At 55.0% G+C, this 24,921-nt stretch carries 24 protein-coding genes, 1 tRNA gene and 2 pseudogenes; 9 read left to right on the forward strand and 18 right to left on the reverse strand.

Annotated features, from left to right (window positions below; genetic code table 11):
• Nucleotides 1-140: 140 nt before the first annotated feature.
• A complete protein-coding gene (locus tag HX814_RS04555) occupies nucleotides 141-944 on the reverse strand; it encodes a cytochrome c (RefSeq protein ID WP_177008401.1) in 804 nt (267 codons plus the stop codon).
• Between the two features lie 681 nt (nucleotides 945-1,625).
• On the opposite strand from HX814_RS04555, the gene HX814_RS04560 reads away from it, so the two are divergent.
• From HX814_RS04560 to HX814_RS04570, 3 genes are all read left to right on the forward strand, one after another.
• Nucleotides 1,626-2,831 (forward strand): acetyl-CoA C-acetyltransferase, encoded by a 1,206-nt coding sequence (locus HX814_RS04560; protein WP_008434901.1) that lies wholly within the window; start codon nucleotides 1,626-1,628, stop codon nucleotides 2,829-2,831.
• 16 nt (nucleotides 2,832-2,847) lie between these two features.
• Nucleotides 2,848-4,995: a 3-hydroxyacyl-CoA dehydrogenase NAD-binding domain-containing protein gene (locus HX814_RS04565; protein WP_177008400.1), complete on the forward strand. Its 2,148-nt coding sequence runs from the start codon at nucleotides 2,848-2,850 to the stop codon at nucleotides 4,993-4,995.
• Nucleotides 4,996-5,094: 99 nt separating this feature from the next.
• On the forward strand, nucleotides 5,095-5,823 hold the full coding sequence (locus HX814_RS04570) for an amidotransferase (RefSeq protein ID WP_087692757.1): 729 nt from the start codon (nucleotides 5,095-5,097) through the stop codon (nucleotides 5,821-5,823).
• 165 nt (nucleotides 5,824-5,988) lie between these two features.
• Here the strand turns inward: HX814_RS04570 and HX814_RS04575 are convergent, their stop codons facing one another.
• The 3 genes from HX814_RS04575 to HX814_RS04585 all read right to left on the reverse strand — a co-directional run bounded on the left by HX814_RS04575 (nucleotide 5,989) and on the right by HX814_RS04585 (nucleotide 8,692).
• Entirely contained in the window at nucleotides 5,989-6,960 is a 972-nt protein-coding gene (locus HX814_RS04575) for a magnesium and cobalt transport protein CorA (protein WP_004371189.1), read from the reverse strand.
• 71 nt (nucleotides 6,961-7,031) lie between these two features.
• Nucleotides 7,032-7,787: a 1-acyl-sn-glycerol-3-phosphate acyltransferase gene (locus HX814_RS04580; protein ID WP_177008399.1), complete on the reverse strand. Its 756-nt coding sequence runs from the start codon at nucleotides 7,785-7,787 to the stop codon at nucleotides 7,032-7,034.
• A gap of 215 nt (nucleotides 7,788-8,002) precedes the next feature.
• Nucleotides 8,003-8,692 carry a crotonase/enoyl-CoA hydratase family protein gene (locus tag HX814_RS04585; RefSeq protein ID WP_177008398.1) on the reverse strand — a complete coding sequence of 230 codons (690 nt, stop codon included), beginning with the start codon at nucleotides 8,690-8,692 and terminating at the stop codon, nucleotides 8,003-8,005.
• Between the two features lie 333 nt (nucleotides 8,693-9,025).
• On the opposite strand from HX814_RS04585, the gene HX814_RS04590 reads away from it, so the two are divergent.
• Nucleotides 9,026-9,115, forward strand: a tRNA-Ser gene (locus HX814_RS04590).
• Nucleotides 9,116-9,454: 339 nt separating this feature from the next.
• Nucleotides 9,455-10,492, forward strand: coding sequence for a hypothetical protein (locus tag HX814_RS04595; protein ID WP_177008397.1), 1,038 nt, complete (start codon nucleotides 9,455-9,457; stop codon nucleotides 10,490-10,492).
• Nucleotides 10,493-10,765: 273 nt separating this feature from the next.
• Here HX814_RS04595 and HX814_RS31440 read toward each other — a convergent pair.
• The 4 genes and pseudogenes from HX814_RS31440 to HX814_RS04610 form a co-directional block, all read right to left on the reverse strand.
• A pseudogene (locus HX814_RS31440) lies at nucleotides 10,766-10,906 on the reverse strand (site-specific integrase); the annotation flags it as partial.
• A 279-nt stretch (nucleotides 10,907-11,185) separates the two neighbouring features.
• Nucleotides 11,186-12,097 carry a hypothetical protein gene (locus HX814_RS04600; protein ID WP_177008396.1) on the reverse strand — a complete coding sequence of 304 codons (912 nt, stop codon included), beginning with the start codon at nucleotides 12,095-12,097 and terminating at the stop codon, nucleotides 11,186-11,188.
• Nucleotides 12,098-12,200: 103 nt separating this feature from the next.
• A complete protein-coding gene (locus HX814_RS04605; RefSeq protein WP_177008395.1) occupies nucleotides 12,201-13,907 on the reverse strand; it encodes a DUF3696 domain-containing protein in 1,707 nt (568 codons plus the stop codon).
• 637 nt (nucleotides 13,908-14,544) lie between these two features.
• Nucleotides 14,545-14,759 (reverse strand): annotated as a pseudogene (locus HX814_RS04610) (hypothetical protein).
• Between the two features lie 732 nt (nucleotides 14,760-15,491).
• On the opposite strand from HX814_RS04610, the gene HX814_RS04615 reads away from it, so the two are divergent.
• Nucleotides 15,492-15,950 carry a DUF2442 domain-containing protein gene (locus HX814_RS04615; RefSeq protein ID WP_177008394.1) on the forward strand — a complete coding sequence of 153 codons (459 nt, stop codon included), beginning with the start codon at nucleotides 15,492-15,494 and terminating at the stop codon, nucleotides 15,948-15,950.
• 75 nt (nucleotides 15,951-16,025) lie between these two features.
• Here HX814_RS04615 and HX814_RS04620 read toward each other — a convergent pair whose 3' ends face one another.
• The 6 genes from HX814_RS04620 to HX814_RS04645 all read right to left on the reverse strand — a co-directional run bounded on the left by HX814_RS04620 (nucleotide 16,026) and on the right by HX814_RS04645 (nucleotide 19,731).
• The gene (locus HX814_RS04620; protein ID WP_177008393.1) at nucleotides 16,026-16,295 is read right to left on the reverse strand and encodes a short-chain dehydrogenase; all 270 of its coding nucleotides are present in this window, start codon (nucleotides 16,293-16,295) and stop codon (nucleotides 16,026-16,028) included.
• Between the two features lie 331 nt (nucleotides 16,296-16,626).
• On the reverse strand, nucleotides 16,627-16,980 hold the full coding sequence (locus HX814_RS04625) for a gamma-glutamylcyclotransferase family protein (protein WP_008434891.1): 354 nt from the start codon (nucleotides 16,978-16,980) through the stop codon (nucleotides 16,627-16,629).
• Nucleotides 16,981-16,997: 17 nt separating this feature from the next.
• Nucleotides 16,998-17,660 carry a M24 family metallopeptidase gene (locus HX814_RS04630; RefSeq protein WP_177008392.1) on the reverse strand — a complete coding sequence of 221 codons (663 nt, stop codon included), beginning with the start codon at nucleotides 17,658-17,660 and terminating at the stop codon, nucleotides 16,998-17,000.
• A gap of 190 nt (nucleotides 17,661-17,850) precedes the next feature.
• On the reverse strand, nucleotides 17,851-18,099 hold the full coding sequence (locus HX814_RS31665; protein WP_177008391.1) for a hypothetical protein: 249 nt from the start codon (nucleotides 18,097-18,099) through the stop codon (nucleotides 17,851-17,853).
• Between the two features lie 114 nt (nucleotides 18,100-18,213).
• A complete protein-coding gene (locus tag HX814_RS04640; RefSeq protein ID WP_102369684.1) occupies nucleotides 18,214-18,792 on the reverse strand; it encodes a DUF4337 domain-containing protein in 579 nt (192 codons plus the stop codon).
• A gap of 54 nt (nucleotides 18,793-18,846) precedes the next feature.
• Nucleotides 18,847-19,731, reverse strand: a complete 885-nt coding sequence (locus HX814_RS04645; RefSeq protein WP_032899338.1) for a LysR family transcriptional regulator — start codon at nucleotides 19,729-19,731, stop codon at nucleotides 18,847-18,849.
• A 96-nt stretch (nucleotides 19,732-19,827) separates the two neighbouring features.
• Between HX814_RS04645 and HX814_RS04650 the strand changes: the two genes are divergently transcribed.
• Nucleotides 19,828-20,796, forward strand: a complete 969-nt coding sequence (locus tag HX814_RS04650) for an NAD(P)H-binding protein (protein WP_177008390.1) — start codon at nucleotides 19,828-19,830, stop codon at nucleotides 20,794-20,796.
• Here the strand turns inward: HX814_RS04650 and HX814_RS04655 are convergent.
• Together HX814_RS04655 and HX814_RS04660 are read right to left on the reverse strand one after the other, a co-directional pair.
• Nucleotides 20,783-21,139: a DUF2784 domain-containing protein gene (locus HX814_RS04655; protein ID WP_177008389.1), complete on the reverse strand. Its 357-nt coding sequence runs from the start codon at nucleotides 21,137-21,139 to the stop codon at nucleotides 20,783-20,785. The two genes, HX814_RS04650 and HX814_RS04655, sit on opposite strands and share 14 nt — an antisense overlap.
• Nucleotides 21,140-21,163: 24 nt before the next feature.
• A complete protein-coding gene (locus tag HX814_RS04660; protein WP_004371170.1) occupies nucleotides 21,164-22,060 on the reverse strand; it encodes a LysR family transcriptional regulator in 897 nt (298 codons plus the stop codon).
• 97 nt (nucleotides 22,061-22,157) lie between these two features.
• Between HX814_RS04660 and HX814_RS04665 the strand changes: the two genes are divergently transcribed.
• Entirely contained in the window at nucleotides 22,158-23,006 is an 849-nt protein-coding gene (locus HX814_RS04665; protein WP_087692746.1) for an oxidoreductase, read from the forward strand.
• Nucleotides 23,007-23,110: 104 nt separating this feature from the next.
• Nucleotides 23,111-23,797, forward strand: a complete 687-nt coding sequence (locus tag HX814_RS04670) for an HAD-IA family hydrolase (RefSeq protein ID WP_004371166.1) — start codon at nucleotides 23,111-23,113, stop codon at nucleotides 23,795-23,797.
• A gap of 117 nt (nucleotides 23,798-23,914) precedes the next feature.
• Here the strand turns inward: HX814_RS04670 and HX814_RS04675 are convergent, their stop codons facing one another.
• Entirely contained in the window at nucleotides 23,915-24,307 is a 393-nt protein-coding gene (locus tag HX814_RS04675) for a YbaN family protein (protein WP_177008388.1), read from the reverse strand.
• 20 nt (nucleotides 24,308-24,327) lie between these two features.
• On the reverse strand, nucleotides 24,328-24,915 hold the full coding sequence (locus HX814_RS04680) for a YecA family protein (RefSeq protein ID WP_004371163.1): 588 nt from the start codon (nucleotides 24,913-24,915) through the stop codon (nucleotides 24,328-24,330).
• Nucleotides 24,916-24,921: the final 6 nt, after the last annotated feature.

The following is a 24,921-nucleotide window of genomic DNA, read 5'->3' on the forward strand; positions in this document are numbered from 1 at the left end:
GAGGGAGCTTGCTCCCGCTGGGCCGCGAAGCGGCCCCAAGGCATGCCCCCGAGTTCTGTCTGGAGAAATGCGATTGCCTGATTGGGGCTGCTGCGCAGCCCAGCGGGAGCAAGCTCCCTCGCCACAGATTTACCCGAGCCTTAAGGCTGCTTTCTGCCCGCCATATGCTTCAAATACCCCATCAGCAGATCCAGGTCCGCATCCGGCAGCACGCTGGTGGCAAACGCTGGCATCTTCGCCTGTGGCCAGTGCCGCATGCTTTGCGGATCGCGGATGTAGCGCTTGAGGAAATCCCCGGCAAAATATTCAGTGGGGTTGTAAGGAATATTCAGGTCCGGCCCCACCTGCGCATCGCCGGCCCCGTTCAGGCGATGACATGCCAGGCAGTTCTTCTGGAACAGTGCGAACCCCTGATTCACCGGGTCATTCGCCGCCAGTTTCGGATCCGGCAACAACGCCGGGAAGCGCTCAGCCACCGTCTTCAACTGCTTGATCCCGGAAATCTGAAACGGCCACTGCTCAGGGCTGATATGCCCGGCTTGTGGATCGGTCCACACCAGATAAAACGGCCCGGCACTGGGCTTGCCGTCTGCCAGTGGCGGCCACGGATGCGCCGGATCTTCCACCGCCAGCCAGGCCCGCGCGCCGCTTTTTGATAGCAGCGGTGCCGCCGTCAGTTCCGCGGCAAAGCCGTCGAGGGCCACTGCCTGCAGATGGTTATCCGGCGTGATGCCTGGCAACAGCGCTGCCAACGGCACTGCGCGATACGTCATGTTGCGCTTGTAGGAAACGTCATCAACGATCTGCACCGTCTGCACATCCGGACGCTTGAGCAGTTCGGTGGTTTCCCAGGTTTTGCTGGCGTGATCCAGCTCGACGGTCAATTTCGCGGCGTGCGCCGGCAAGGCCAGCAGCAGGATCAGGAGGACGATGATCTGTTTCAAGGAAGGGCCACATATCGGAAAAGGCGGTGGAACTCACGATACCGCAAAATCAAAAAATCTCGGCGCGCAAAACGGCAGCCCCTGACGGGATCGCTATACGCAATATCCCGAAAGGCGCTGCCAAAGGCTGCGATCCTGGCGCTGTGTCTGCGCAGAATGTGAGGTGTGAGAGGTCACCCAATGACCTTGGTGAGGTTGGGCAAGATCAGAATCAGGGTGGTGGCGAACAGAATAAGTCCCGCCTGACGTACTTTCGAATGCTTGAACATGGCTGACTGCCTTTTGTTGTTATTCCTGAGCGTCAAATGCGTGCCGGTCGATTCAACTATGACGGTGCTACATGACTCTTTTCTTACAGTTCCTACAGGTGCTCCAGCAAAACCCGGCAGCAACCTTTAACTTCTCTTACAGATTCAACCTTAGAGCCCTCGTTCTACATGGCTTAGATCCATTTCATCTCATCAACTTAATAAAACTTATTAAAAAGGCATGAGGCCAATTGCCAGCCAGACGCCAGCCCTACGGCTAGACAGCTAAAACGATTAATCAGCAGATTCCCGTAGCCTCCTACCGTTCGTCTGAGCGTGAGCGTCAAGGTCAATGAGCGGTTCGGTCATTGAATCCGGCGCCCCGGCGCCTAAGGTAAGGGCACGATTCGTTGCATAGTGATTCGAGGACGTCATGACCCAAGCTTTGATCTTTGATGCGATACGCACGCCCCGGGGCAAAGGCAAGGCGGATGGCGCCCTGCACAGCGTCAAGCCGGTGAACCTGGTGGCCGGTTTGCTGACGGCACTGCAACAGCGCACCGACCTCGACACCCGGCAAGTGGATGACATCGTCCTGGGCTGTGTCACACCGATTGGCGACCAGGGCGCCGACATCGCCAAGACCGCCGCCTTGGTGGCGGACTGGGATATCAGCGTCGCCGGGGTGCAGATCAACCGATTTTGCGCCTCGGGCCTGGAAGCCGTGAACCTCGGCGCGATGAAAGTGCGCTCCGGCTTTGAAGACCTCGTGGTGGTGGGCGGCGTCGAGTCCATGTCCCGAGTGCCCATGGGCAGTGACGGCGGCGCCTGGGTGCTCGACCCGCAAACCAATATGCACAGCCACTTCACCCCGCAAGGCATCGGTGCCGACCTGATCGCCACCCTGGAAGGCTTCACCCGCCAGGACGTCGACGCCTTTGCCCTGCACTCACAGCAGAAAGCGGCGCGGGCCAGATCAGACGGTTCCTTCAACAAGTCGCTGATCGCCGTGCAGGACCAAAATGGCATTGTGCTGCTGGATCAGGACGAATTCATCCGTGCCGATTCCACCCTCGAAGGCCTGGGCAAACTCAAGCCCAGCTTCGAAATGATGGGCCAGATGGGCTTCGACGCCACGGCGTTGCGGGTCTACAGCCACGTCGAACGCATCAATCACGTGCACACACCGGGCAACAGTTCCGGGATCGTCGATGGCGCGGCGCTGATGCTGATCGGTTCTGAAGCCAAAGGTCGCGAACTCGGCCTGCAACCCCGGGCGCGGATCGTCGCCACCGCTGTCACCAGTACCGACCCCACCATCATGTTGACCGGCCCGGCACCGGCAACCCGCAAGGCACTGGCCAAGGCGGGTTTGCGGGTTGAAGACATCGACCTGTTCGAGGTCAACGAAGCGTTTGCGTCGGTGGTGCTCAAGTTCATCAAGGACATGGGCATCGACGCCGCCCGGGTCAACGTCAACGGTGGCTCCATCGCCATGGGCCACCCGCTGGGCGCCACGGGCTGCGCGATTCTCGGCACCTTGCTCGATGAGCTGGAGGTGCGCCAGCAGCGTTATGGCCTGGCCACCCTGTGTGTCGGCGGCGGCATGGGTATCGCCACTATCATCGAACGCCTCTGAGCCTAAGGAATCAGTCATGACCGATGCCATTCGTTACGAAAAGGGCCAGGACCAGATTGTGGTGCTGACCATCGACATGCCCGGCCAGAGCGCCAACACCATGAACGGGGTGTACCGCGAGGCCATGGCGGCCACCGTCGCCCGCCTGGACGCCGAGAAGGATTCGATTGCGGGCGTGATCATCACCTCGGCGAAGAAGACCTTCTTTGCCGGCGGCGACCTTAATGAACTGATCAAGGTCGACAAGCCCCACGCCAAGGATTTCTACGACAGCGTGCTGGTGCTGAAGGCGCAACTGCGCACCCTGGAAACCCTCGGCAAACCGGTAGTGGCCGCGATCAACGGCGCAGCGCTGGGCGGTGGCTGGGAGATTTGCCTGGCGTGCCAGCACCGTGTGGCGCTGGACCACAAGTCGGTACAGATTGGCCTGCCGGAAGTCACCCTCGGGCTTTTGCCGGGTGGCGGCGGTGTGGTGCGCATGGTGCGGATGCTGGGCCTGGAAAAAGCCTTGCCCTACTTGCTGGAAGGCAAAAAGATTACGCCGCAGCAGGCGCTGCAAGCCGGGTTGATTGATGAGCTGGCGGCAGACCGTGACGAGCTGCTGGCCAAGTCCCGGGCGTGGATTCTGGCCAACCCCGAGGCGAAACAGCGCTGGGACATCAAGGGCTATCAGATCCCGGGTGGTACGCCGTCCAACCCGAAAGTCGCGCAAATGCTTGCCATTGCGCCATCGATCCTGCGCGCCAAAACCAACGGCTGCTTCCCGGCCCCGGAGAAAATCCTCTGCGCCGCCGTGGAAGGTGCCCAGGTGGATTTCGACACCGCGCACTTGATCGAGACCCGCTACTTCGCCGAGCTGGTCACCGGGCAAGTGGCGAAAAACATGATTGGCACCTTCTGGTTCCAGCTCAATGAAATCAATGCCGGCAGTTCGCGGCCCAAGGGCTTTGCGCCGTATGTGACACGCAAGGTCGGCGTGCTCGGCGCCGGGATGATGGGCGCGGGCATTGCCTACGTCAGCGCCTCGGCGGGCATTGAGGTGGTGCTCAAGGACGTCAGCCAGGCGGCGGCAGAGAAGGGCAAGGCCCACTCGGCCACGTTGCTGGACAAGAAGGTCGGGCGTGGGCAATTGACCGCCGAACAGCGGGAAACCATCCTCGCGCGGATTGTTCCTACCGAATCCGATGCTGATCTTGCCGGCTGCGACCTGATCATCGAAGCCGTCTTCGAGGATCGGGAACTCAAGGCCAAGGTCTCGGCGGCCGCGCAAAACGTGGTGGGCGCCGAAGCGGTGATCGCCTCCAACACCTCCACCTTGCCCATCAGCGGGTTAGCCACCGCCGTTCCAGACCAGGGCAAGTTTATCGGCCTGCACTTCTTCAGCCCGGTGGACAAAATGCCCTTGGTGGAAATCATCAAGGGCGCCCGCACCAGCGACGAAACCCTGGCGCGGGGGTTCGACTTCGTACTGCAAATCAAGAAAACCCCGATTGTGGTCAACGACAGTCGCGGCTTCTTCACCTCGCGGGTGTTCGGCACCTTCACCAACGAAGGCATCGCCATGCTCGGCGAAGGCGTGGCCGCACCGATGATCGAGACCGAGGCGCGCAAGGCCGGGATGCCGGTGGGGCCGCTGGCGGTCTCTGACGAAGTTTCCCTCAGCCTGATGAGCCATATCCGTCAACAGACGGCCAAGGACCTACAGGCCGAGGGCAAGCCGTTACCCCAGCATCCGGCATTTGCCGTGGTCGACCTGTTGCTCAACGAATACAAACGCCCGGGCAAGGCCGCTGGGGGCGGCTTCTACGATTACCCGGCGGGCGGGCAGAAACACCTGTGGCCTGAGTTGAAAAACCGCTTTGAAAAGCCTGAGCAACGGATCTCGGCCCAGGACGTACGTGACCGCTTGCTGTTCATCCAAGCCATTGAAACCGTGCGCTGTGTGGAGGAGGGCGTGTTGATGTCGACGGCTGATGCCAACGTCGGCTCGATCTTCGGTATCGGCTTTGCCGCCTGGAGCGGCGGAGCGCTGCAATTCATCAACCAGTACGGCCTGAACGATTTCGTCGCCCGCGCCCGCTACCTGGCCGAGCAATATGGTGAGCGCTTCACGCCGCCGGCGCTGCTGTTGGAGAAAGCTGCACAGGGTGAAGCGTTTCGGTGATCAAAATGTGGGAGCGGCGATGGGGCTTGCCTTGGAAGGGTATTTCAAGGCAGGCTCTGGGGGTGTTCATTATTCCCATCGCCGTGTCAGGTATTTTTTATGTCGTTACGCGTGTGCATCCTGGAAACCGATATCCTGCGTCCTGGGCTGATCGATCAGTACCAAGGGTACGGGCAGATGTTCAAGCGCCTGTTCTCCAAACAGCCGATTGCCGCCGAGTTCGTCATCTATAACGTGGTGCAGGGTGAATACCCGGCGGATGAAGAAGTGTTCGACGCGTACCTGGTGACGGGCAGCAAGGCCGACTCCTTTGGCACCGATCCGTGGATCCAGACCCTCAAGACCTACCTGCTGGACCGCCATGCCCGCGGCGACAAGCTGATCGGCATCTGCTTCGGCCACCAGTTGCTGGCGCTGCTGTTGGGTGGCAAGACCGAGCGGGCGACCAAGGGCTGGGGCATGGGCATCCATGACTACAAACTGAACGCCAAGGCACCGTGGATGAGCCCGGTGGTGGAAGAACTGACGCTGTTGATCAGCCACCAGGACCAGGTCACCACCTTGCCGGAAAACGCCACAGTGATCGCCTCCAGCGAGTTTTGCCCGTTTGCGGCGTACCACATTGAAGACCAGGTGCTGTGCTTCCAGGGCCACCCGGAATTTATCCACGACTATTCCCGCGAGTTGCTGGAGATTCTTCAGACAACGCTGGGGGAGAAGGTCTACACCAACGGTGTGGCCAGCCTGGAGCGAGACCATCACGGCGTTACCGTGGCGGAATGGATGATGCGGTTTGTGGCGCACAAACCGAAAGCAGGAGCGGCCTGAAACCGTCCAGGGCAAGAAGCACGGTCTTCAAGGCAAAGCAGATTAATGTAGGAGCTGGCTTGCCTGCGATAGCATCACCTTGGTGTAACTGACAAACCGAGGTGCCTGCATCGCAGGCAAGCCAGCTCCCACACTTTTGATCTTCAGCAAATTGAGCTGGGTTTGTTACAGCCAGCCTGAACGCTTGAAGCTGGCCCACAAACTTGTACACCCCACCGCAATAAACCCCAGCACCGCGAAATACCCATAGTGCCATTGCAGCTCCGGCATGTTCTGGAAGTTCATCCCGTAAATCCCGGCCACCGCCGTCGGGAACGCCAGAATCGCTGCCCACGCGGCAAACTTGCGTTGCACCACGCTTTGGCGCGAGGCTTCCAGCAACACCCCAATCTCGATGGTCTGGCTGGCGATATCCCGCAAGGTGGTCAGGTCTTCCATCTGCCGGGTGACGTGAATCTGCACATCGCGAAAGTACGGACGCATGTTCTTGTCGATAAACGGGAAGCTCAGTTTCTGCAATTCCTGACTGATCTCCACCATCGGTGCTACATAGCGCTTCAGTCGCAGCACATCGCGGCGCAGGCCGTGGAGCTTCTGGATATCCGCTTCACTCAGGGAGTTGCACAACACGTTGCGCTCCAGTTCATCGACCTCGGCATGAATCGCCTCGCTCACCGGCTGGTAGTTCTCGGTAACAAAATCCAGCAGCGCATAGAGTACGAAATCTTCCCCATGCTCCAGCAACAGCGGTCGCGCCTCACAGCGCTGGCGTACATAGCCGTAGGATGCCGAGTGGCCGTTGCGGGCGGTGATGATGTAGCCGTTGCCGGCAAAGATATGGGTTTCGATAAACTCCAGCTTGCCGTTATCGCGCACCGGTGAGTAGGTCACGATAAACAGCGCGTCGCCGAAGGTTTCAAGCTTGGGCCGGCTGTGTTTTTCCAGGGCGTCTTCGATGGCCAGTTCGTGCAGGTTGAACTGGCGCTGCAGGTTGGCCAGTTCCAGCGCGCTGGGCTCCTCCAGCCCGATCCACACAAAGTGGTCAGGCTTGGCGGCCCACGCGGCGCCTTCGTCGAGGGTGATATCAGTGACTTTCTTTCCGGCGCTATAGACGGCGGCCGCAACAACTCTACCCATAGTGCTGATCGCTTCTTCTTGAATGGCAGATGACAACTGTCAGGCAGCTTAGCTGCCCTGCCCAATCAGAGTCAGCAAATTCGGCGGGGTTCAGCCGTGATTGCAGGCGTGGTTTGCAGCTCGCGGTCCATCGCCTCGATGCAGTCGCGCATTTGCTCGCGACAGGTCTGCATTAACAGCGGCATGTCATCCATCGTCAGCCCCTTCGTAGGAATCGGCGGCAACGAGCGAATCAGAATATCGCCACTGTTCCAGCGATTGAGCTTCATCTGCTTCACATAGGTGCTGACACACACCTGCACAATCGGCACGCCTGCGGCGATCGCCATCTGGAACGCGCCTTTCTTGAACGGCAGCAGGGTTTCACCGAAGTTGCGCGTGCCTTCCGGGAACACCCAGATCGAGGTGTCGGCATGCGCCAAGGTGTGGGTGGTGGTCAGCATCGAACGCCGCGCCTTGTGCGCATTGCCCCGGTCGATCAACACATTGCCCGCCAGCCAGAACAACTGTCCGAACAACGGCACCCACTTCAGGCTCTTCTTGCCGATACACACCGTGCGGTACGGCACCACGGTGCCGAACACAAACAGGTCGTAGTTGGATTGATGGTTGGCGATGATCACGCAACTGTTAGGCTTGTTACGCAGCGAGTCGACATCGGCCTTCACTCGCAGGCGCAATAGCCACATCGCCGGCACAGCATACAGGCGCGCGCAGTAACGGCTGTTGTCCGGATTGAACGGCCGACAGATCCCCAGCAGCACGCCCAGTACGCCCGCAATCATAAAATGCAGGCCCATCAACAACATGCGTAACAAAAAAAGCATCGACACAGCCCATCGGGACAAAAGGTGGCGCAGTGTACGGATGTGCACTGTATTCGGCAATTGCCCCTATAGAGTCGGAAGATAGGCGATGTTTAAGCGCATGTTTCAACGTGCCGTGACAGACACTGTCTAAAGCGGTTGTAGGCAAACCGGAATTCTTTGTAAGAAAAAGCCCGACTCAAGGTCGGGCTTCGATTCAGCAGGCGTAGGTTTTATTAACCCAAGTGGCCTTGGTCCTGAATGATCGCATCATCCAGGGCTTCCAGCAGCGCCTTACGCACCTTCAGCTTGGTGTGCTTGTGGGCGTTCATATTGATCTTCTTCAGTTGGCGAGCGGCTTCCAGCGCCGCGGCCTGCAACTCTTCCGGCGCGACCACCTTATCCAGGAACCCGGCGCTCAACGCGCCCTGCGGGTTAAACATCTCGGCATTGATCACCGAACGGTGGAAGGCCGACTTACGCAGACGATCCCGCGCCAGCTCGATCCCGGCGTGGTGCATGGTCATGCCGATCATCACTTCATTCAGACCAATGCTGAAAGGCCCGTCCACACCGATCCGGTAATCCGCCGACAGCAACAGGAATGCCCCCTTGGCCACCGCGTGCCCGGGGCACGCCACGATCACCGGGAACGGGTGCGACAACAGGCGGCGGGCGAGGGTGGAGCCCGACGTCACCAGGCTCACCGCTTCTTTAGGGCCGGCGGTCATCACCTTCAAATCATAGCCACCGGACAAAATCCCCGGCGTGCCCGTGATGATCACCACCGCCCGATCCTTCTCGGCCTGATCCAGCGCTTGATTAAACGCACTGACCACTGCCGGCGAAATGGCATTCACCTTGCCGTTGCTCAGGGTCAGGGTCGCGATACCGTCTTCGAGGTGGTAGGCAATCAACTCACTCATGACGCGATTCCTTGTAATGCTTGTAATAGAAGGACAGACGGCAGACGTTACCCACCGCGCCCGCCCTGGTAAAGCGCCATGACTGACTACCCAGTCAGACTTTTCCCCCATGCCCACCCGCAGGCGGCCTTCGGCAAGGCGCAGCAGCTACTATAGACAAGCGCCGAGAGTGCCCGAGAATGGCAGAATCGCCGTGGTGTGCATGGCGCCGCAGAGGGCTGGAACGGCATAACCGCCTAAGCGCATGAAAATTCTGAAAAAAACCTTTGCCATCGGAAAAGCTTTCGACTACATTAGCGCGCCTCGACAGACTGAATCAGTTTGACGAGATACGGTGAAGTGTCCGAGTGGCTTAAGGAGCACGCCTGGAAAGTGTGTATACAAGAAATTGTATCGAGAGTTCGAATCTCTCCTTCACCGCCAAACTCTGAAAACGCAAACCCCTGATTTTCCTAGAGAAAGTCAGGGGTTTGTGGTTTTTGGTGTCTGAAAAATGGCTATATGGGACCAATATGGGACTGGTGCTCTATTCTGGTGCGGAAACCAGGACCAGTGACTGAGCGTGCAGGATGGCCATTTCATATGACCGGCGGCGACTGGGGCGGCGCGTACATGCCTTCCGTCAAAAGCAGACCGTCACGCCAGCATGCAATAGCCTACCGCTGGTAGATGAAAAGGTGGGGTAAAGAGCGGCTGCAGGTGTCATCTCATGTGATGTCACTGTGATATCGTGGCGAAAATTATTTTAAAAGGACGTTAGATGTGGCCTACCCAATCTTTTTGTACGTGAAAAATTTTCTGATAAAGACTTGGCAGTTTTTTGCAAGTGTTGTTGTGGTTTTTGTTGTATTTGTTAGCCAGTTTCATGATTTGAAAGCTCCAGAAATAATTCTAGAGGTTACGTCCGTTAAAGCGATAAGTTCGCAGCCAGTAGATTTAACAAAATTTGCTGAGTTATCTTCTTTAAAGTCTATAGTTACGGGTGAAGAACGGTATTTTTCTATGTCTAGAGATCGTGATTACTCTCCGGAAGAAATGGATCGTATTCTACTTACCTATAAAAATAGTATAGCTACAATGACAGAGGATATTGGTAAATGGGAAAAAAAGCTCGGGTCAGGGATGTCGGGATCTGACCAAAAGCATACATTAGATACTTTGACTGAATTAGATGATGATTTGGGCACGTCGCGAACGACGGGTTTACTTTTCTACTCGCAGTTCGCCCGGCCGCCGAAAGTTCCTGATGAGAATCCAAGCATCGAAAAACAAATTGAATTACTGCTGACTTCTGTAAATCAAAAGCTTGAAGGCAAGAGAAAGAATAGAGATAACATAAGCTCTAAATATAAGGAAGCAAACAAGCAGTGGCAAGATTTCAAATTAAATGTCATGCCGAGTCGAACAAAGTTGGTAATCACGTGCGCAATAGGGAATCAAGGGAGCGGAGCGACTTCGTTGAAACCACAGGCTCTTTTTCGAGCGAATCTAGGAGAGGGTAATTATCTCGATTTTCCGATGAGAATGAGTGATTACGATAGCTCGCCCGAAGCAGCAACTTTGCAATCTCAGTCTTACAAAGTAATTAAATTTGAGTCGGATGAGATTCAGTCAATGACTGCCGCAGACAGAGATCGGTTTAAAGCATTTCTGGGAAATGCATCTCCAGCAAGAATTTTTGTATCTGATGTCCGTGGTGAAGTATATGAGTCCAACTCGGTGCCTTTCTCCCCTGGTGTATATGAACAAAAGATGTTCGATTCGCTGAAACAGTTTGCATCTTCGAAAATAACTAGATAACTATCGAAAGGTATGATTTGCCTGTTTGGATTTAATATTGGTTGCGCGAGGTAGGAGGCAACTTATCTCGCGCTTTCTAGAAAGGTCGTGCATTTTGTTGTCAGCCGAAAGTAGGTTTACAAAGGGCTGCGACTGGATCCATTGCAGCCGGCGATGATAGATAAAACGTCATCTATTAAAAAAGGTCCCGCACCTGCGCTAGGTGTGGGACCTTTTTCGTTAATGTGTAAACTAACTTCCGTTGGGCTGATACGCCAACCCCATCATAGCTGGTTAAAGTTTTAGTGCTAGTTGTAGCATTCCCACTACGTCCGGCCCATCCTCACTGATCCACGTGCCATAGTGTTGACGGATCATGTTGCCGTTGGTGTGTCCCATTTGCTCGGCAATCCAATCAATTGAAGCAATGCCCGTGTAGTCTGTTAGTAGGTGGAGGATTTTAGTCAGTGGAATATTTTTCGAGTGACTTTTATGGGGCGATCAAATAAATTTCAGATTCTTAAGTTTGGCTGGATATTGATTAGATGGGCTGATTTCTTGTGAAAGACTTCGCTAAGTGTGCGTTGGTTTAAGCATGGATTGATTATCTGTTACTAAGTACTAGAGTATTTAATTTTGACTTGAGTTTAATTTTTAATTATTTGACCCGCTCCGTTCGCCATAAGGAGCGGGTCACTCGCGCGAATTAGAGAGTTAGGGAAGACCACTGTCGCCTAAATTCATGCCGAAATGTGCGCACACGTAAATTTGTCCGCCGCTACGAAATACATGATGTAGGTGGCGGAGGTTGTTGTACTTAGGTGTTGCATATAATATATCCTCTGTATGACTATTTGTATCATCTGTAAAGTCGAAGGGGGCGGTGTCTTCGATATGTTTTTGATATTTGCTCCACCATCCCTCAAAATTAGAACCGTTATAGTAAGAGATGAGGTATGTTCGATACACACCAAGCGGGTTGTAATTTTGTAGAAGTTTTGAATAGTGGGACTTGATGTAGCTTGTATCTATGCTGTTTACTCTCATTGACTCAATTATCGTATAGAGGAAGCCGCAATTCTCAATTAAAAGATCGAGTTCACCTGCTCCTTTTTTTGCTTGTGAGGTGCCTTCTCTTGCTTGATCTCTAACTTCATAACCGTTAGATCGTCCCATGCTCGCAAGCATATCTCTCAGTAGATCATTTACTTCGTCTTCGGAGCATGATTTTCTACTCATTCTGGCTGTACGATGCAACGCCCAAAATAAGTCATCCTCAAAGTCTGAGTAACCGGCTAATCTAGTAAATTTTTTCTTTGCTAAACCGTTAGTAAGGTCATGGAGATGAAACATGTTGATTCGCTGGCGGTTAATTTCGCCAATAAAAGCGGCATAACAGTTAGCGTCGTCAATAATTATAGACTTATCATGTGTAGTAATTGCTTCGGATATTGTGTTGATTACAGTCTCTTGGGTGTTGGATGCGTCAAGAGAGGAAGATATTAATTTTTTTCCTGTCGCTGATACATCTAATAGCGCTATCCATGCTTTGTATTTTTCAAAAGCACTTGTGTCATCTTTGACTGAGTCAAGATATCCGTATATTAAGCGTTCCTCACGATCCATTATGATTTGATCATCGGAAGAAAGTATTTTCGAGAATAATATATTGCTTGTGCTTGGGTTCGAGATGTACCGTCCGAAAAAAATCGGGCATATAACATGCGCATTAGCCATGTTGCACCTCAGATTTTTTCTTGGACAATTTGTTGGTTTTCATCAGCTGTATTTGGATTGTGTCTTTGATTTCGACGTCCATGAAACCTTTTGGCCAATTCAAATCACCGTTTGGACTTATCTCTATTTCCTCAAGCTTGCTTTGTGTATTTCCACCTTCCCTGTGAAGGTAGTATATGTTTACATCCCTCTCGGTCAGCAATGACGAATCGTCAACGATCCTAAGCCTTAACCGTCTAATTAATGCATCACTGTGCGTTTCAATTAAGAACTTTTTCTTTTTTTCAAGTGCTATTTTTATTAGCGCATCAGCGAGCCAGGCTTGCATGTTTGGGTGAAGGTGTATTTCTGGTTGTTCGATTATTGTTAAAGAGTCCTTGGGCGATAAATATGCCTGTACGAGAATTGGAAGAACTTGAGAAATCCCGAATCCAACATCTGTGAGTTCTAATTTTACTTTGTCTTGAGTAACCACAATCTTGTGGATGATGTTGTTAACTTTCTCAACGTCTACGCCGATGTTAAAGGGGGCGAATAAAACATTTATATCTTTCAATATGTCCGGCCGGTTTTTTAGTACTTCTGCTAGTTCCGTACCGTCGGACGAGTTGAGTTGCTGGTGGTGCACTGATTTATCAAGCAGGTAATACCGCTGTGGAAATGCTCTCAAAGGACTTACATGGTTTATCTGCAGGTTGGAGATGTTTTCAATTAGATGTTGTGTAGCATAATTAATATGATGAGCAATAATGTTCGCGAATGGGTCTGAGCCGCCTTGCGAGAACATAAGTGCAAAGTAGTCGGAATTTGTTCTAAGGTTTTTTACAACATTAAGTCCATCGAAAGATAAGAGTTTAAATATTTCCGATCGTGAGCGATTTAGGCATTCTTGGCTGAATACTGTGGACGACAGTTTCTTACGCTCTGGCCGATTTTCGACTTTCAGTATTTCAATATCATTGCGGCCAGACATTACAAATTCTGATATGAATAAGTTGTCAGTTTTTACGTCGTACTTTAAAGAGTAACTGCACTGTCGGGGAATAAAGTTTATCGAGCGTCGAGTAGATAATAATTCGACACTGGATTTGATCCTTGCCAGTGATCCTTCTCTAATTATTTTGTCTATACCCTCTTCAAAAAACTGCTCTTGCATCTCATTAGGAAGCTTTCTGAATAAAGATATTGCCTCACAGAATATAATTGAAAATCTTTCTATTTGATTATGTTCTAGTCGACGAACGCGAGAAGGTTTAAACTCTGTCGAAGCAGAAATTAGTTTTCTGAGTTTTGAAGAGTCAGGTGCGGACTCTTTCAGTTTTTGAATGCAGTGCTGATGGACATATATTAAGATTTCAAGGCTGGACTCTCTTGCTCTTTTTACTGTTTCCAGCAAAGGTAATCTCGAACCGAATGAAAACGAAAAAGTTATTTCTTTTGATGTGTCCCTAGAGGGGAAAATATTTAGAGTTTCTCCCAGTCCAACCTTACTTCCGTTTAGCCTGAGCGGTCCGTCAAATGTAGTGTCGGATGATTGGTTGGTTTTGCTTTCAGCGGATTGCGACAGCATTAGTAGAGAATTTAATATCGCACTTTTGCCACTGCTGTTAGATCCAAGGAGGATTGTAAGAGGCTTAAAGTTCAGTGAGAAACTTTCAAACGCCTTATAATTTTTTACCTTAAAGCTGCCTATTTTCATAACGAGTCCATGTTTTTAACGGCGGTGATGTCATTGTGACATTCATAAGGTATCCATTCAACAGACTTATCGTCTCTCGGCAATAGAGGTTAGGTGGAATGGCTCCGACGTGTGAATTGTGCGAAATGTCATACGAAAAAATCCACGTCAAATACACTCCTCGTCGAAAGGTACTGTGTTTTCAATCCACTAGCGCCAACGTGATTGCTGCTATCGGTGGACATGGGGCTTATGCACGAAAAAAATTATGTTCAAAAAGCACTTATCCCCCTCCCGCCGACGGGGTTTGCGCCCTTTTTTCTGTGCAAACCCAGATGTAGTGCAAACGAACCTGCAGCCCAGGCGGGCCGGGACGCTCTACGGGCGACCGGCAGTTTCACGAATTGCAAAGATTTGAAGAGAAGTGCATGGCGGTCGCATAGCGACGTAGCAGGCGATCATGACGGGGCAGGGTAGGAGGCCCCGGGCTCATTGGTTGAAAGGGAAGAAAACGTAGGAATACGGGCATTTTCCGAAACGAGATAGATCTTTTTTCTCGCCGTCTATAGCTGACTTCGAAGAGGCTGAAAGCTGCCATAAGCCACGAAACGTGTGGGCCTTGTTGAGATTGAAGCATTTCACAATTTGTCCCGCCTCCTTAGCTGGCTCCTGACCTTTTCAGGCGTGCCAAGCCTTGCTTGATATGCCCCGTGATCTCACCGATTGCCTCTAAGGCTCCACGCACGTTTTCAGCTACTTCTGCTGAGCTTGTTGTTCCAGGCGCAGGGTAATCTCCATCACAGCTGCTTCAAGTGCCAACTGATTCTCATACATCCTTTCAAGCACATCTGAGAGCGAATAATCATGCGTCATGTGAAGGTTCCTATAGTGAACTCTCAGGCTAGCCTCAAGCTGCAGGATTCGCCTCACAGATGGCTATTTTGGAACCAAGGCTGGGAAAAAGGTAATTTTGGTTAGGTAAGGCACTAAAGCCGCTGCAGCCCACGTAGTCCTTGGGTTTTACGCATTACCTTGAGGGGTAATATTTGGTAATGGCAAAGGTAATATTGGTCAAAGTGCCCGTTTTTGCTGGGGATTGAGCTTGTCAGAAATTACTCGCTGAAAAGGTAATGACCTAACCTTTAAATTATCAAATTATTACCTCTCTAAATATCCTTCAACCAATTGAATTTAAAGGTTTTTATTCTGATCTCTTCAGCGTATTACCAATATTACCTTTTTCCCATGGCTCAACATAAAACGACCGGGATGTCGTTTTTTACCCCATTCCAACCCTATCGGACTAACTTGGTGCAAAAGTCATGGGACTACCATCGGACTGACAAAGCCAATTTTTTGGAGATGTAGCATCGCTGCAGCCCTCGTAAACCGCGTACTTGCATAATGAAAGTGACGTTGCGGGTAGTTTCGAATCTCTCCTTCACCGCCAAATTCGATGTAAACAAAACCCCTGGTTTCGAGAGAAGCCAGGGGTTTTGTGGTTTCTGGGGTTTGAATATTTGGTTGTGCTAGGAAAAAATTTTCTCTAGCTTCAGCTCCTTGTCTAGACGGGTATGGAATGAACAAAACCGGAGGAACTGACTTATGACCAGCAAGCTTCGCATCTCTGCTGTGCAACCAGTTGCCGGCAAGCATGCCATCGAAATTGAGTGGAATAACGGCAAGCGGCATACCGTTGATCTCACTGATCACATAAATACCTTCCCGATTCTAAAACCCCTTCAGGACTTGGCTCTATTTGGTCGGGTTGAAGTCGGTGAGTGGGGCCTTGACGTGACTTGGGGCAATGACCTTGAGTTGTCCTCCGGCACCTTGCATCGTTTGGCGCTGGAACAGTCCGGCGAGGTCATGCTGACGCAGGACTTCAGAAAATGGATGCTCAGCAACAACCTGTCGCTTTCCGTCGCGGCTGTAGAGCTGGGCTTCACTCGTAGGACTATTACTTCCTACAGCAGCGGGGCCGCTCTGATTCCCAAGCATGTAGGGTTGGCGTGTAAGGGCTGGGAGTACGAGCATAAGGTTCGTGGCACGCGTTGCGTTTAGGTTGGTAATGTTCGCAAAAAAGGGATGACTGAGAGGTCGCCCCTTTTTCGTTTGTGCGGGATCAAGCCAATGGGTTTAGGAACACCGCATAGCCATGCGCCGACCTATCACATCCAGCAAATCACAACCATCGCGCAACGGAATCGAACACAGCAGCGAAAAGTCACTGAGCACAACCGTATCGCTGCTGATTTCTGCACGCAGCGCCAGATTTTCAAGAACTTGAGTAACAGCGCGAATTCGATAACCGGCAGCGTCAAGCAGTACGTCCAGCGGCGCGGTGGTATCTACAAAAAGGGCAGGTGTCTCGCAATCGTTGCTGGTGAGGGGCATGTATTGATTCATATGTGATGTCCGTTCTCTTAAGGAGGAGAGTAGCCACACATTTGTCGCCAAACAAAAGGTGGCAGCTGTACGCGGGTTGGCGAACCGGAAAAAGACGGACAATGCCGGCAGACCCGAAGGTCTCCCGCGCACAGCTACCATTGGGTAGCTTATTGCGCGCAGGAGCATCCCGCAAATTAGCCGGGAGGCTTCTGCCGTCTTATAGTCGAGTCGCCAAACCCGGTCGCTATGAGAGCGACCGGCGAACTATATGCCCCACGTCACAAACCCGGCAGGTCGCGCCTTCCGATTGATCTGTAGGAAATCACTCCGATTGACCCACTGCACGCTCTCAAGCCTGCACATACACCCAAGCCGTCAACCCCGAAGCCAACCCCACCGAAACCCGCTTATAGTCCGACACTTCATACGCATCCGCCGCCGCCAGTTCCTGCTCGGTAATCTGAAACACCATCCCTTCAACACTGTCCTCATTCCGCCCGCTCGGCGAAACAATCGGATGATGGGTCTTGCCACTGGCCGCCAACACCTCAGGATCGGTAATCTCCACCCAGCTTGTCGAATACCCCAGCATCGCATCCTGCTGACCCACCAACTCCCGCCCAAAGTTGGCCAACTGCACAGCCTTGTCCTGCAACGTGCCGTAGGAAAACAACAGCACGGGAAATTCGGTCGAGCGTTCCATCTTTATTCCTTGAAAAGTTAAGCCAGCAAATCTTCGTAAAACGCACCATAAGCTCCGCTCGGGTGCGCAATTTGTATCTCCAGGATCCACAGCCCTTCATTCGGATACTGGTCAAAATCCCCAAGATCACCGCCACGGTAAATCGCATGGGGGAAATCGCTGACACGGTGCCCTTTGATGTCCAGGTTCAGCACCCAACCCATTGCCTTCGCTTGCTCTTCGGCAAAACGATACAGCTCCAGGCCGACGACTTTATCGTTCCTCCAGCGCCGCTCAACCCGATCAAACAACTCTTTTGCCGCGCTCGCACACGCCTTCAGCTCGGGGTCGTTACCGGTGCTGAAGGTCGCCCCCGCATCACCTTCATGGCCTTGCCACACGGCGCCCATGTCGATGAAGTAGATGTCGTTTTCCCCCAGCACCGGGTCGCCGTCGGAGCGTTCCTTGAAGGTCTTGAGGGTGTTGGCGCCAAAGCGCACCAGCAGGGGGTGCCAGATGCGCTGCATGTCGAGGTCGGCGAGGACCTTTTTGCCGAGTTCGCGGGCTTCGGATTCGAGCATGCCGGGGCGGATGAGCCTGGACAGCGCTTCGATGGCGCGCCAGGTCATGGCCTGTGCGTAGCGCATTGACTCGATGCTGTAGGCGACGCCCACAGCTTCCTTGGATGATTGTGCGGTCACCGGCTTTTCCTCGGCTTTATAGTGTCAGGCGTTATGCGTTTTACTATATAGCGAGTAGGTGTAGGACCCCAAGCGGATATGCCGGAATATGCCGATGTTTTCTGACGCGAGGGGGCTGGTGAATATAAGTGAGTCTAGGAGGAGGGGGTATCAGATGGTCAGTAGAAGATTCCCGCAAGATTGCCCTTTTCTACTCTACGAATTCACACGGCTCGCGTAAAATTTGCTCCAGAATTGAGAGTCTCGAGCTGCCTTCTTCGCGTAGAAGGGTACCGACGAGTAGGCCTCTTTTAAGCGTCGCGAGCCCTGCGCCCGCCTTTCGGCTTCCTGGATGCTCAAAGCTCCACTTTGCCAGATTTCCATCCAGAAGCTGTCGGCCCGCAGTGTCTCGGAAGGTTTTGTTTGCGAAGTCGTAATAAGCATTTCGTACCTCCGGCACGTTGCGAGCGATGGCGAGTTTTATAGTCGGTTTGGTTTGGTGATAGCTATCAGCGAAATACGACGATACGTGACGCCGTATTTCTGCTTCCGAAGGGCGATGAAAATCCAGCTCTCAAATATGCAACCATGCCATCCCGCCGAGCACCACGCTCACACTGCCAGCGGTGTAGGCCATGCGCTTCAACCATTCCTTCCTTGTCAGCAAGGTAATCGCCGCCAGCGAAATCGCGATCTGAATCGCGGTCATCGCCTGTGCCCAGCGGTGATGTTGGTGCAGTGCCTGTTCGGACTTTTCATCCCATTCTTTCGAGGTGGCTTCAAGCTTTTCGGCTTGTTTGCGCACGTCTTCCTTCTGGGTTTTGTAACGCTCGATCTCATCGGTGTAGTGCTTGGCGTCAACGCCCGGAATATGGGTCGCCAGTTCCGCGAGGTTCTGCCGGCTGGATTTGGCCTGGTAGTAGTTCCACTGGTTGGCGGCTTCGGTCTTGAAGATGGCGGCGTTGTTTTTGTCCATCGCCGCTTCGCTTTCGGTGGAGCCGGCCTGGTAGCTGAGCATGGCGCCGACGGTGGCCATGATGGCGGTCATCACGGCGATGCGGCTGGCGAAATTGTCCCCGCTGCGGTGGGCATGTTCGGTGGCGTGTTCGACGTGTTTTTCGTGGGGGCTGGGGACTTCGAAGGCTTCGGACATGGGGGCGTCTATGAAGGGTTTGAGGGACTCTGATTCTTCACCAGCGAAGCTGTCTCAATCCTGTACGTAATGCTGCAAACCGGCCACCAGGGCGTCAAAGGTGACGCGGCAGCGCGGGCTGTTGCGCAGGTCTTCGTGCATGGTGACCCAGGTGTCCAGTTGCAGGGCGAATGCGTCGGGCAGGACCCGGCTCAGGCGGGCGTCTTGCCGGGCCAGTTTGACCTGGCAGCCACCGATGCCGGCGCCAGCGCGGATCAGGGCCAGTTGTGCGAGGTCGCTGTCGCTGCTGAGGGAAAAGGCGCTGCGGTCGAAGCCTTTGACGGCCAGGCTGCGGATGAAGGCGCTTTCCTGGTCGTAGCCGATGACTGAATGAGCTGAGAGATCATTCAGGCTCTGGGGTGTGCCATGTTGTTGCAGGTAGTCGTTGCGCGCATGCAGGCCGACTTCGATAACGCCGATCCTTTTCGCCAGAAGTTGTTCCTGGCTGGGTCGGACCATTCGCACAGCGATGTCGGCCTCCAGTTGCAGCAGGTCCAGCAGGCGATTGCTCAGCACCAGTTCGACCCTGAGGTGCGGGTGCTGTTGGCGCAGGCGGGTGATGATCGGCGGCAGGACTTCCACGCCGATCACTTCGCTGGCAGACACTCGTACCACGCCGCGCACTTCGGGGCCTTGGGGCGACGCGGCGCGCTCGAGTGCGGCGGCGGTGGTTTCCATGGTTTCGGCATGGGTGCGCAGGGTGAGGGCGACCGCCGTGGGCAACAGGCCGCTGGCGGAGCGGGTGAACAGCACCACGTTGAGGGATTTTTCCAGCGCAGCGATGTGCCGCCCGACCGTGGGCTGCGTGATGCCGAGCTGCCGTGCGGCCCCCGACAACGATCCTTCCTTGAGTACCCCGAGGAACGACCGGTAAAGCTCCCAACCAATATTTGATGCCATGCATAAATGTATAGCGTCTGGATGATCTTCGGCAATTCCTCTATAGCTCGCCGGCGAACAGAATCGCCCCATCACACAACCCTCAGGGGAAAAAGCATGAACAAGGTTCTGGTAATGGGCGCGACAGGCGGGATTGGTGGCGAGGTGGCGCGGCAGTTGTTCGCTGCGGGCTGGCAGGTGTGCGCCCTGACGAGGGATGTGGATAAGGCTCACAAGCAGAATGCCGATTTCACCTGGATAAAAGGTGATGCGCTGAACCGTGGGGAAGTCGTCGCAGCGGCCCGGGGTTGTTCGGTGATCGTGCATGCGGTGAATCCGCCCGGTTACCAGCGCTGGGCGGAGCTGGTGCTGCCGATGATCGGCAACAGCATCGCCGCGGCAGTCGCGGAAGGGGCGACGATTGTCTTGCCGGGCACGGTGTACAACTTCGGGCCCGATGCCTTTGCACGGTTGGAGGAAGATTCGCCGCAGCATCCACTTACCCGCAAGGGCGCGATCCGGGTAGAGCTGGAGCAGCGTTTGCTTGAGGCGACCCAGCAGGGCGCACGAGCGCTGATCGTGCGGGCAGGCGATTTTTTCGGCGCCAAGGCCGGCAGCAGCTGGTTTTCCCAAGGCCTGGTCAAGCCCGCAAAACCGGTGGCCAACGTGAGCTATCCAGGGGCGCCAGGCGTGGGGCATCAGTGGGCTTACCTGCCTGATGTGGCGAGGACCATGGTCGAGTTGATTGCCCGCCGCGACAGCCTTGATGCCTTCGCCCGTTTTCATATGGCGGGGCACATAGATGCCGATGGTCGGCAGATGAGCCAGGCGATTCAGCGGGTGGTGTCACGCAGGACCGGCCAGCAGCCTTCTGTACGTGCTTTCCCGTGGTGGCTGCTGAAACTGGCCGCGCCCTTTGTCACCACCTTCCGCGAGATGCAGGAAATGCGTTACCTGTGGCAAACCGAGGTGCGCATGGATAACGGCCGTCTCGTACAGATATTGGGCAGCGAACCGCACACGCCTTTGGACGAGGCGGTTGAGGCGACATTGGTGGGTATCGGCTGCTTGCCTAAGCGCGCCTGATCAGCCGTACATACACCGCGATATTGATCAACAGCACCAGCGCGCCCAGCCCCAATTGAATCTGCGGCGTCAGCCCGGCCGGGTAGATCAGGGTCAGGATGTAATGCTCGATAAAGCCGCCGCCATATCCGTCCTGCCCGGCCAAATGACGAAACAGATTTTCCCAGCGGGTCAGCGGGCAGGGCAGATGGAACACTTCAACGGCAACGCCCCACGCGGCGGCAGGCAAATGCAGCCACATGACCGGTCGCCATTTGAGGGCGAGCAAACCGCCAAACAGCACGAACAGAATGAACGACAAATGAAACAGCACCAGGCCGTCGGCGGCGAAGCGGTAGAGCATGATGGGGTTCGCTTTTTGAATGGATCAGGTCCCGAATTCTTCCTTCAGGAACTCGATAAACACCCGCAATTTCTTCGGCGTGTTCGTACGGTTGAAGTAATACAAATACAGCGCGCTGTGGGCAATCCAGTCGTCCAGCACCTCCACCAACTCACCGCGTTGCAGGTACTGCTCGACGCTGGAGCGCGCCACGTAGGCAAAGCCAAACCCGTCCAGCGCACCGCGCACCATCAATTCAACATCGTTGGTCGCCAGCCGGCCTTTTACCGTAACCCGCATCTGCTTGCCGGCTTTTTCAAAGTCCCAGCGGTGCAGCGAGCCGGTCTGCGCACTGCGGTAGTTGACGCACTCATGCTCGAGCAAGTCGTGGGGATGAGTGGGCAGTTTGCGCCCCTGCAAATACTGCGGCGTGGCGACGATGACGAATCGCAACTGCGTCGCCACCGGCACCACCACCATGTCTTCGGCCAGCACATGGTCGTAGCGGATGCCCGCGTCAAAACCCTGGGCGACGATGTCCACCAGGCTGTTGTCCACCGCCACTTCCAGGTTGATGCCCGGGTATTTGCGCAGGAAGCGCTGGAGCAACGGTTGCAGGACCATTCGGCTGGCGGTGGAGGGAATGTTCAGGCGCAAGGTGCCGGCGGCGTCGACCGTCGCCGCTGCTACGCTGTGCAGGCTGGTTTGCAGTTCTTCCAGCAGCGGCGTGATCTTCTGGATCAACTGCTCGCCGGCCTCGGTCACGCTGACGCTGCGGGTGGTGCGGTTGAGCAGTTGCACACCCAACTGTTTCTCGAGGGCGCGCACGCGATGGCTGACGGTCGACACCGACAGGCTGCTGGCGTCGGCCGCCTGGGTGAAGCTTTTCGAGCGGGCGACCTGCAGGAACAGTCGCAACTGCTGAAAATCGGGCGTGTCCATTGTGTGGCATTTCCGAAAGGGCCTTGCAGATTATGCATCTTTTTAGCAAGAACAGCGGCGCGCATACTTTTCCTACACACACGAGGATTGGCCCTTTATGACGACTTCCACCGCAAAACCCGTCTGGTTCATCACTGGCTGCTCCACCGGTTTCGGCCGCCAGCTGGCGTTGCACACCCTGAGCCTCGGCTACCCGACCGTGGTCACCGCGCGTAATCCGCAGCAGGTGCAAGACATCGTTGCCGGTCACGAAGAAAACGCCCTGGTCCTGACGCTGGACGTTACCGACCAGGCCCAGGTCGAGGCGGCTGTCAAAGCAGCTGAAGAACGTTTCGGCCATATCGATGTACTGGTCAACAACGCCGGTGTCGGCTACTTCGGCTCCTTCGAAGAAAGCGACCTGGATGACGTGCGCAACATGTTCGAAATCAACGTGTGGGGCTTGAGCGCCATGACCCGCGCGGCCTTGCCCGGCATGCGCGCCCGGCGCTCGGGCAGCATCGTGAACATTTCCTCGGTGGGCGGTGTGGCGGCGTTCCCGTCGCTGAGTTTCTACAATGCGACCAAGTTTGCGGTGGAGGGCCTTTCCGAGGCGCTGTCCCAGGAAGTCGCGCCGTTGGGGATCAAGGTGTTGCTGGTCGAGCCGGGCCCCTTCCGCACCGACTGGGCCGGGCGTTCGGCCAACGAGGCGGCTCACGGGATTGCCGACTACAAGGAAACGGCGGTGGCACGGGCCAATATGGTTCGCAACTACAGCGGCAAGCAGCCGGGTGATCCGGTGCGCGCGGCGATTGCCATCGTCAAGGCGGTGGAGGCTGAGCAACCGCCATTGCGCCTGTTGCTGGGCAAGGCTGCGTTGACCTTTGCGCGGACCAAGGTGAAGGCGCTGAGTGCGGATTTTGATGCGTGGGCTGAGGTAACTGAGGGGGCGGATTTTCCCGAGTGAAGCACTGACTGGATTCGGCACAAGGCCGTAACGGTTGCTTGCAGGTAACGCTGGCCGTTATTGTGCTGAATCCTTTTAGTCCTTTTGCCCACGGATCTGTAGTGATGAATGCACCGCGTACCGCTGTCCCGATCAAGGCTGTCATTTTCGATATGGACGGGTTGTTGCTGGACACAGAAGGCATCTACACCGAAGTCACACAGATCATCGCCGAACGCTATGGCCGTACCTATGACTGGGGGATCAAGCAGCACATCATTGGTCGCGGCGCCCAGGACCTGGCGGATTACGTGGTCAAGGCGCTGGACCTGCCGATTACCCCCGCAGAATTCCTGGTGATCCGCGAGCCGCTGATGAGCGAGCGTTTCCCCAAGGCCTTGGGCATGCCGGGTGCTGAGGCGCTGGTGCGGCACTTGAAGGCGCATAACATTCCGATTGCCGTGGGCACCAGTTCGTCGCGCAACTCGTTTGGCCACAAGACCACGTTGCACCGTGAGTGGTTTGGGCTGTTCGACACTATCGTCACGGCGGATGACCCGGAGGTCGGGGCGGCCAAGCCGGCGCCGGATATCTTCCTGACGGCGGCGCGCCGCTTGGGTGTGGCACCAGAGGATTGCCTGGTGTTTGAGGATTCGCCGTTTGGCGTGACAGCGGCGAAGGCTGCGCACATGACCGCGATTGCGGTGCCGGATGAGGCGATGGCGGACAGCAAGTATCACCATGCCGACCAGATTATTCGCAAGTTGGCTGACTTTGATTTGGCGGCGTATGGCTTGCCGCCGATGCGTTGATCCCTCTGAAGCGACTGGATTAAAAATGTGGGAGCGGGCTTGCTCGCGAATACGGTGTTTCAGCCGATACATGTGCTGACTGATCCACCGTATTCGCGAGCAAGCCCGCTCCCACATTTAGTCCTGCGGTGCCTTGGGCAAGGTCTTCTGCCGCAAAATATAAACCGTCACCAACACCGCACTGGTCAGCATGAACCCTCGCGCCCAGATCAGCGGCACCAGGTAGCAGGAAAACCCGATGCTCACCCACATCAACCCAATGGCATACACCTTGCCCTTGAGCGGAATCCCGTTGCCATCCAGATAGTCACGAATCCACGGCCCCAGGCGCGGGTGTTCCACCAGCCAGTGGTAGAAGCGCGGGGAGCTACGGGCAAAGCAGGCGGCAGCCAGCAGAAGGAAGGGGGTAGTGGGCAGCACCGGCAGAAAGATGCCGATTACCCCGAGCGCCACGCTCAACCAGCCGATGGCCAGCAGAACGTAACGCAGGATCGCGGAACGGTTGCCCATGGGCGCCACGGGCAACGGTCTTAGTGGTGGCGAGGCTTGAGGATCGCCGGCTTTTCGTCAGGTGCGTTGCACAGCAGGTACAGGGCGGTCAGCGCTTCCGGGATCTGAACGATCATGTCGTCCATCAGGTTGGCGTCGGCGGCGATGTCGGAGAACTCAGGTTGCTCGTCGAACAGGCCGGAACCGACCATGATCGGCAGCAGCATTTCGCTGACTTCTTCTTCAGCCGTTTCGAACCAGGCCTCTTCACGCAGGAACACGCCTTCCATGAAACCGATGCACCAGCCGCGCAGTTCGGAGTCGTCCGGGTCTTCGCCCAGGTCCAGGTCGCAAGGCAGTTCGAACTCTTCATCGGAAGCCAGTTGGCGGCCAATGTGAGCCTTGAGGGCCAGCAGGGTCGATTCGATTTCTTCGCGCTGGGCGGCATCACTGTAGTGAGGCTCTTCGGAGAACAGCGCGTCGATCCATTCACGGTCGGGAACGACATCGGAGCAGATCGACAGCGCGGTCAGATAGCCGTGGGCGGCCACGTAGTCCAGCGCCTCGTCGTGCAGCTCATCGGCATCGAGGAAGGCTTGCAGGCGGGTTAGTTGCTCAGCGAAGGACATTGACGG

Origin of the sequence: Pseudomonas sp. C8002 (genome assembly GCF_013385765.1) — a bacterium.
Taxonomy (GTDB): domain Bacteria; phylum Pseudomonadota; class Gammaproteobacteria; order Pseudomonadales; family Pseudomonadaceae; genus Aquipseudomonas.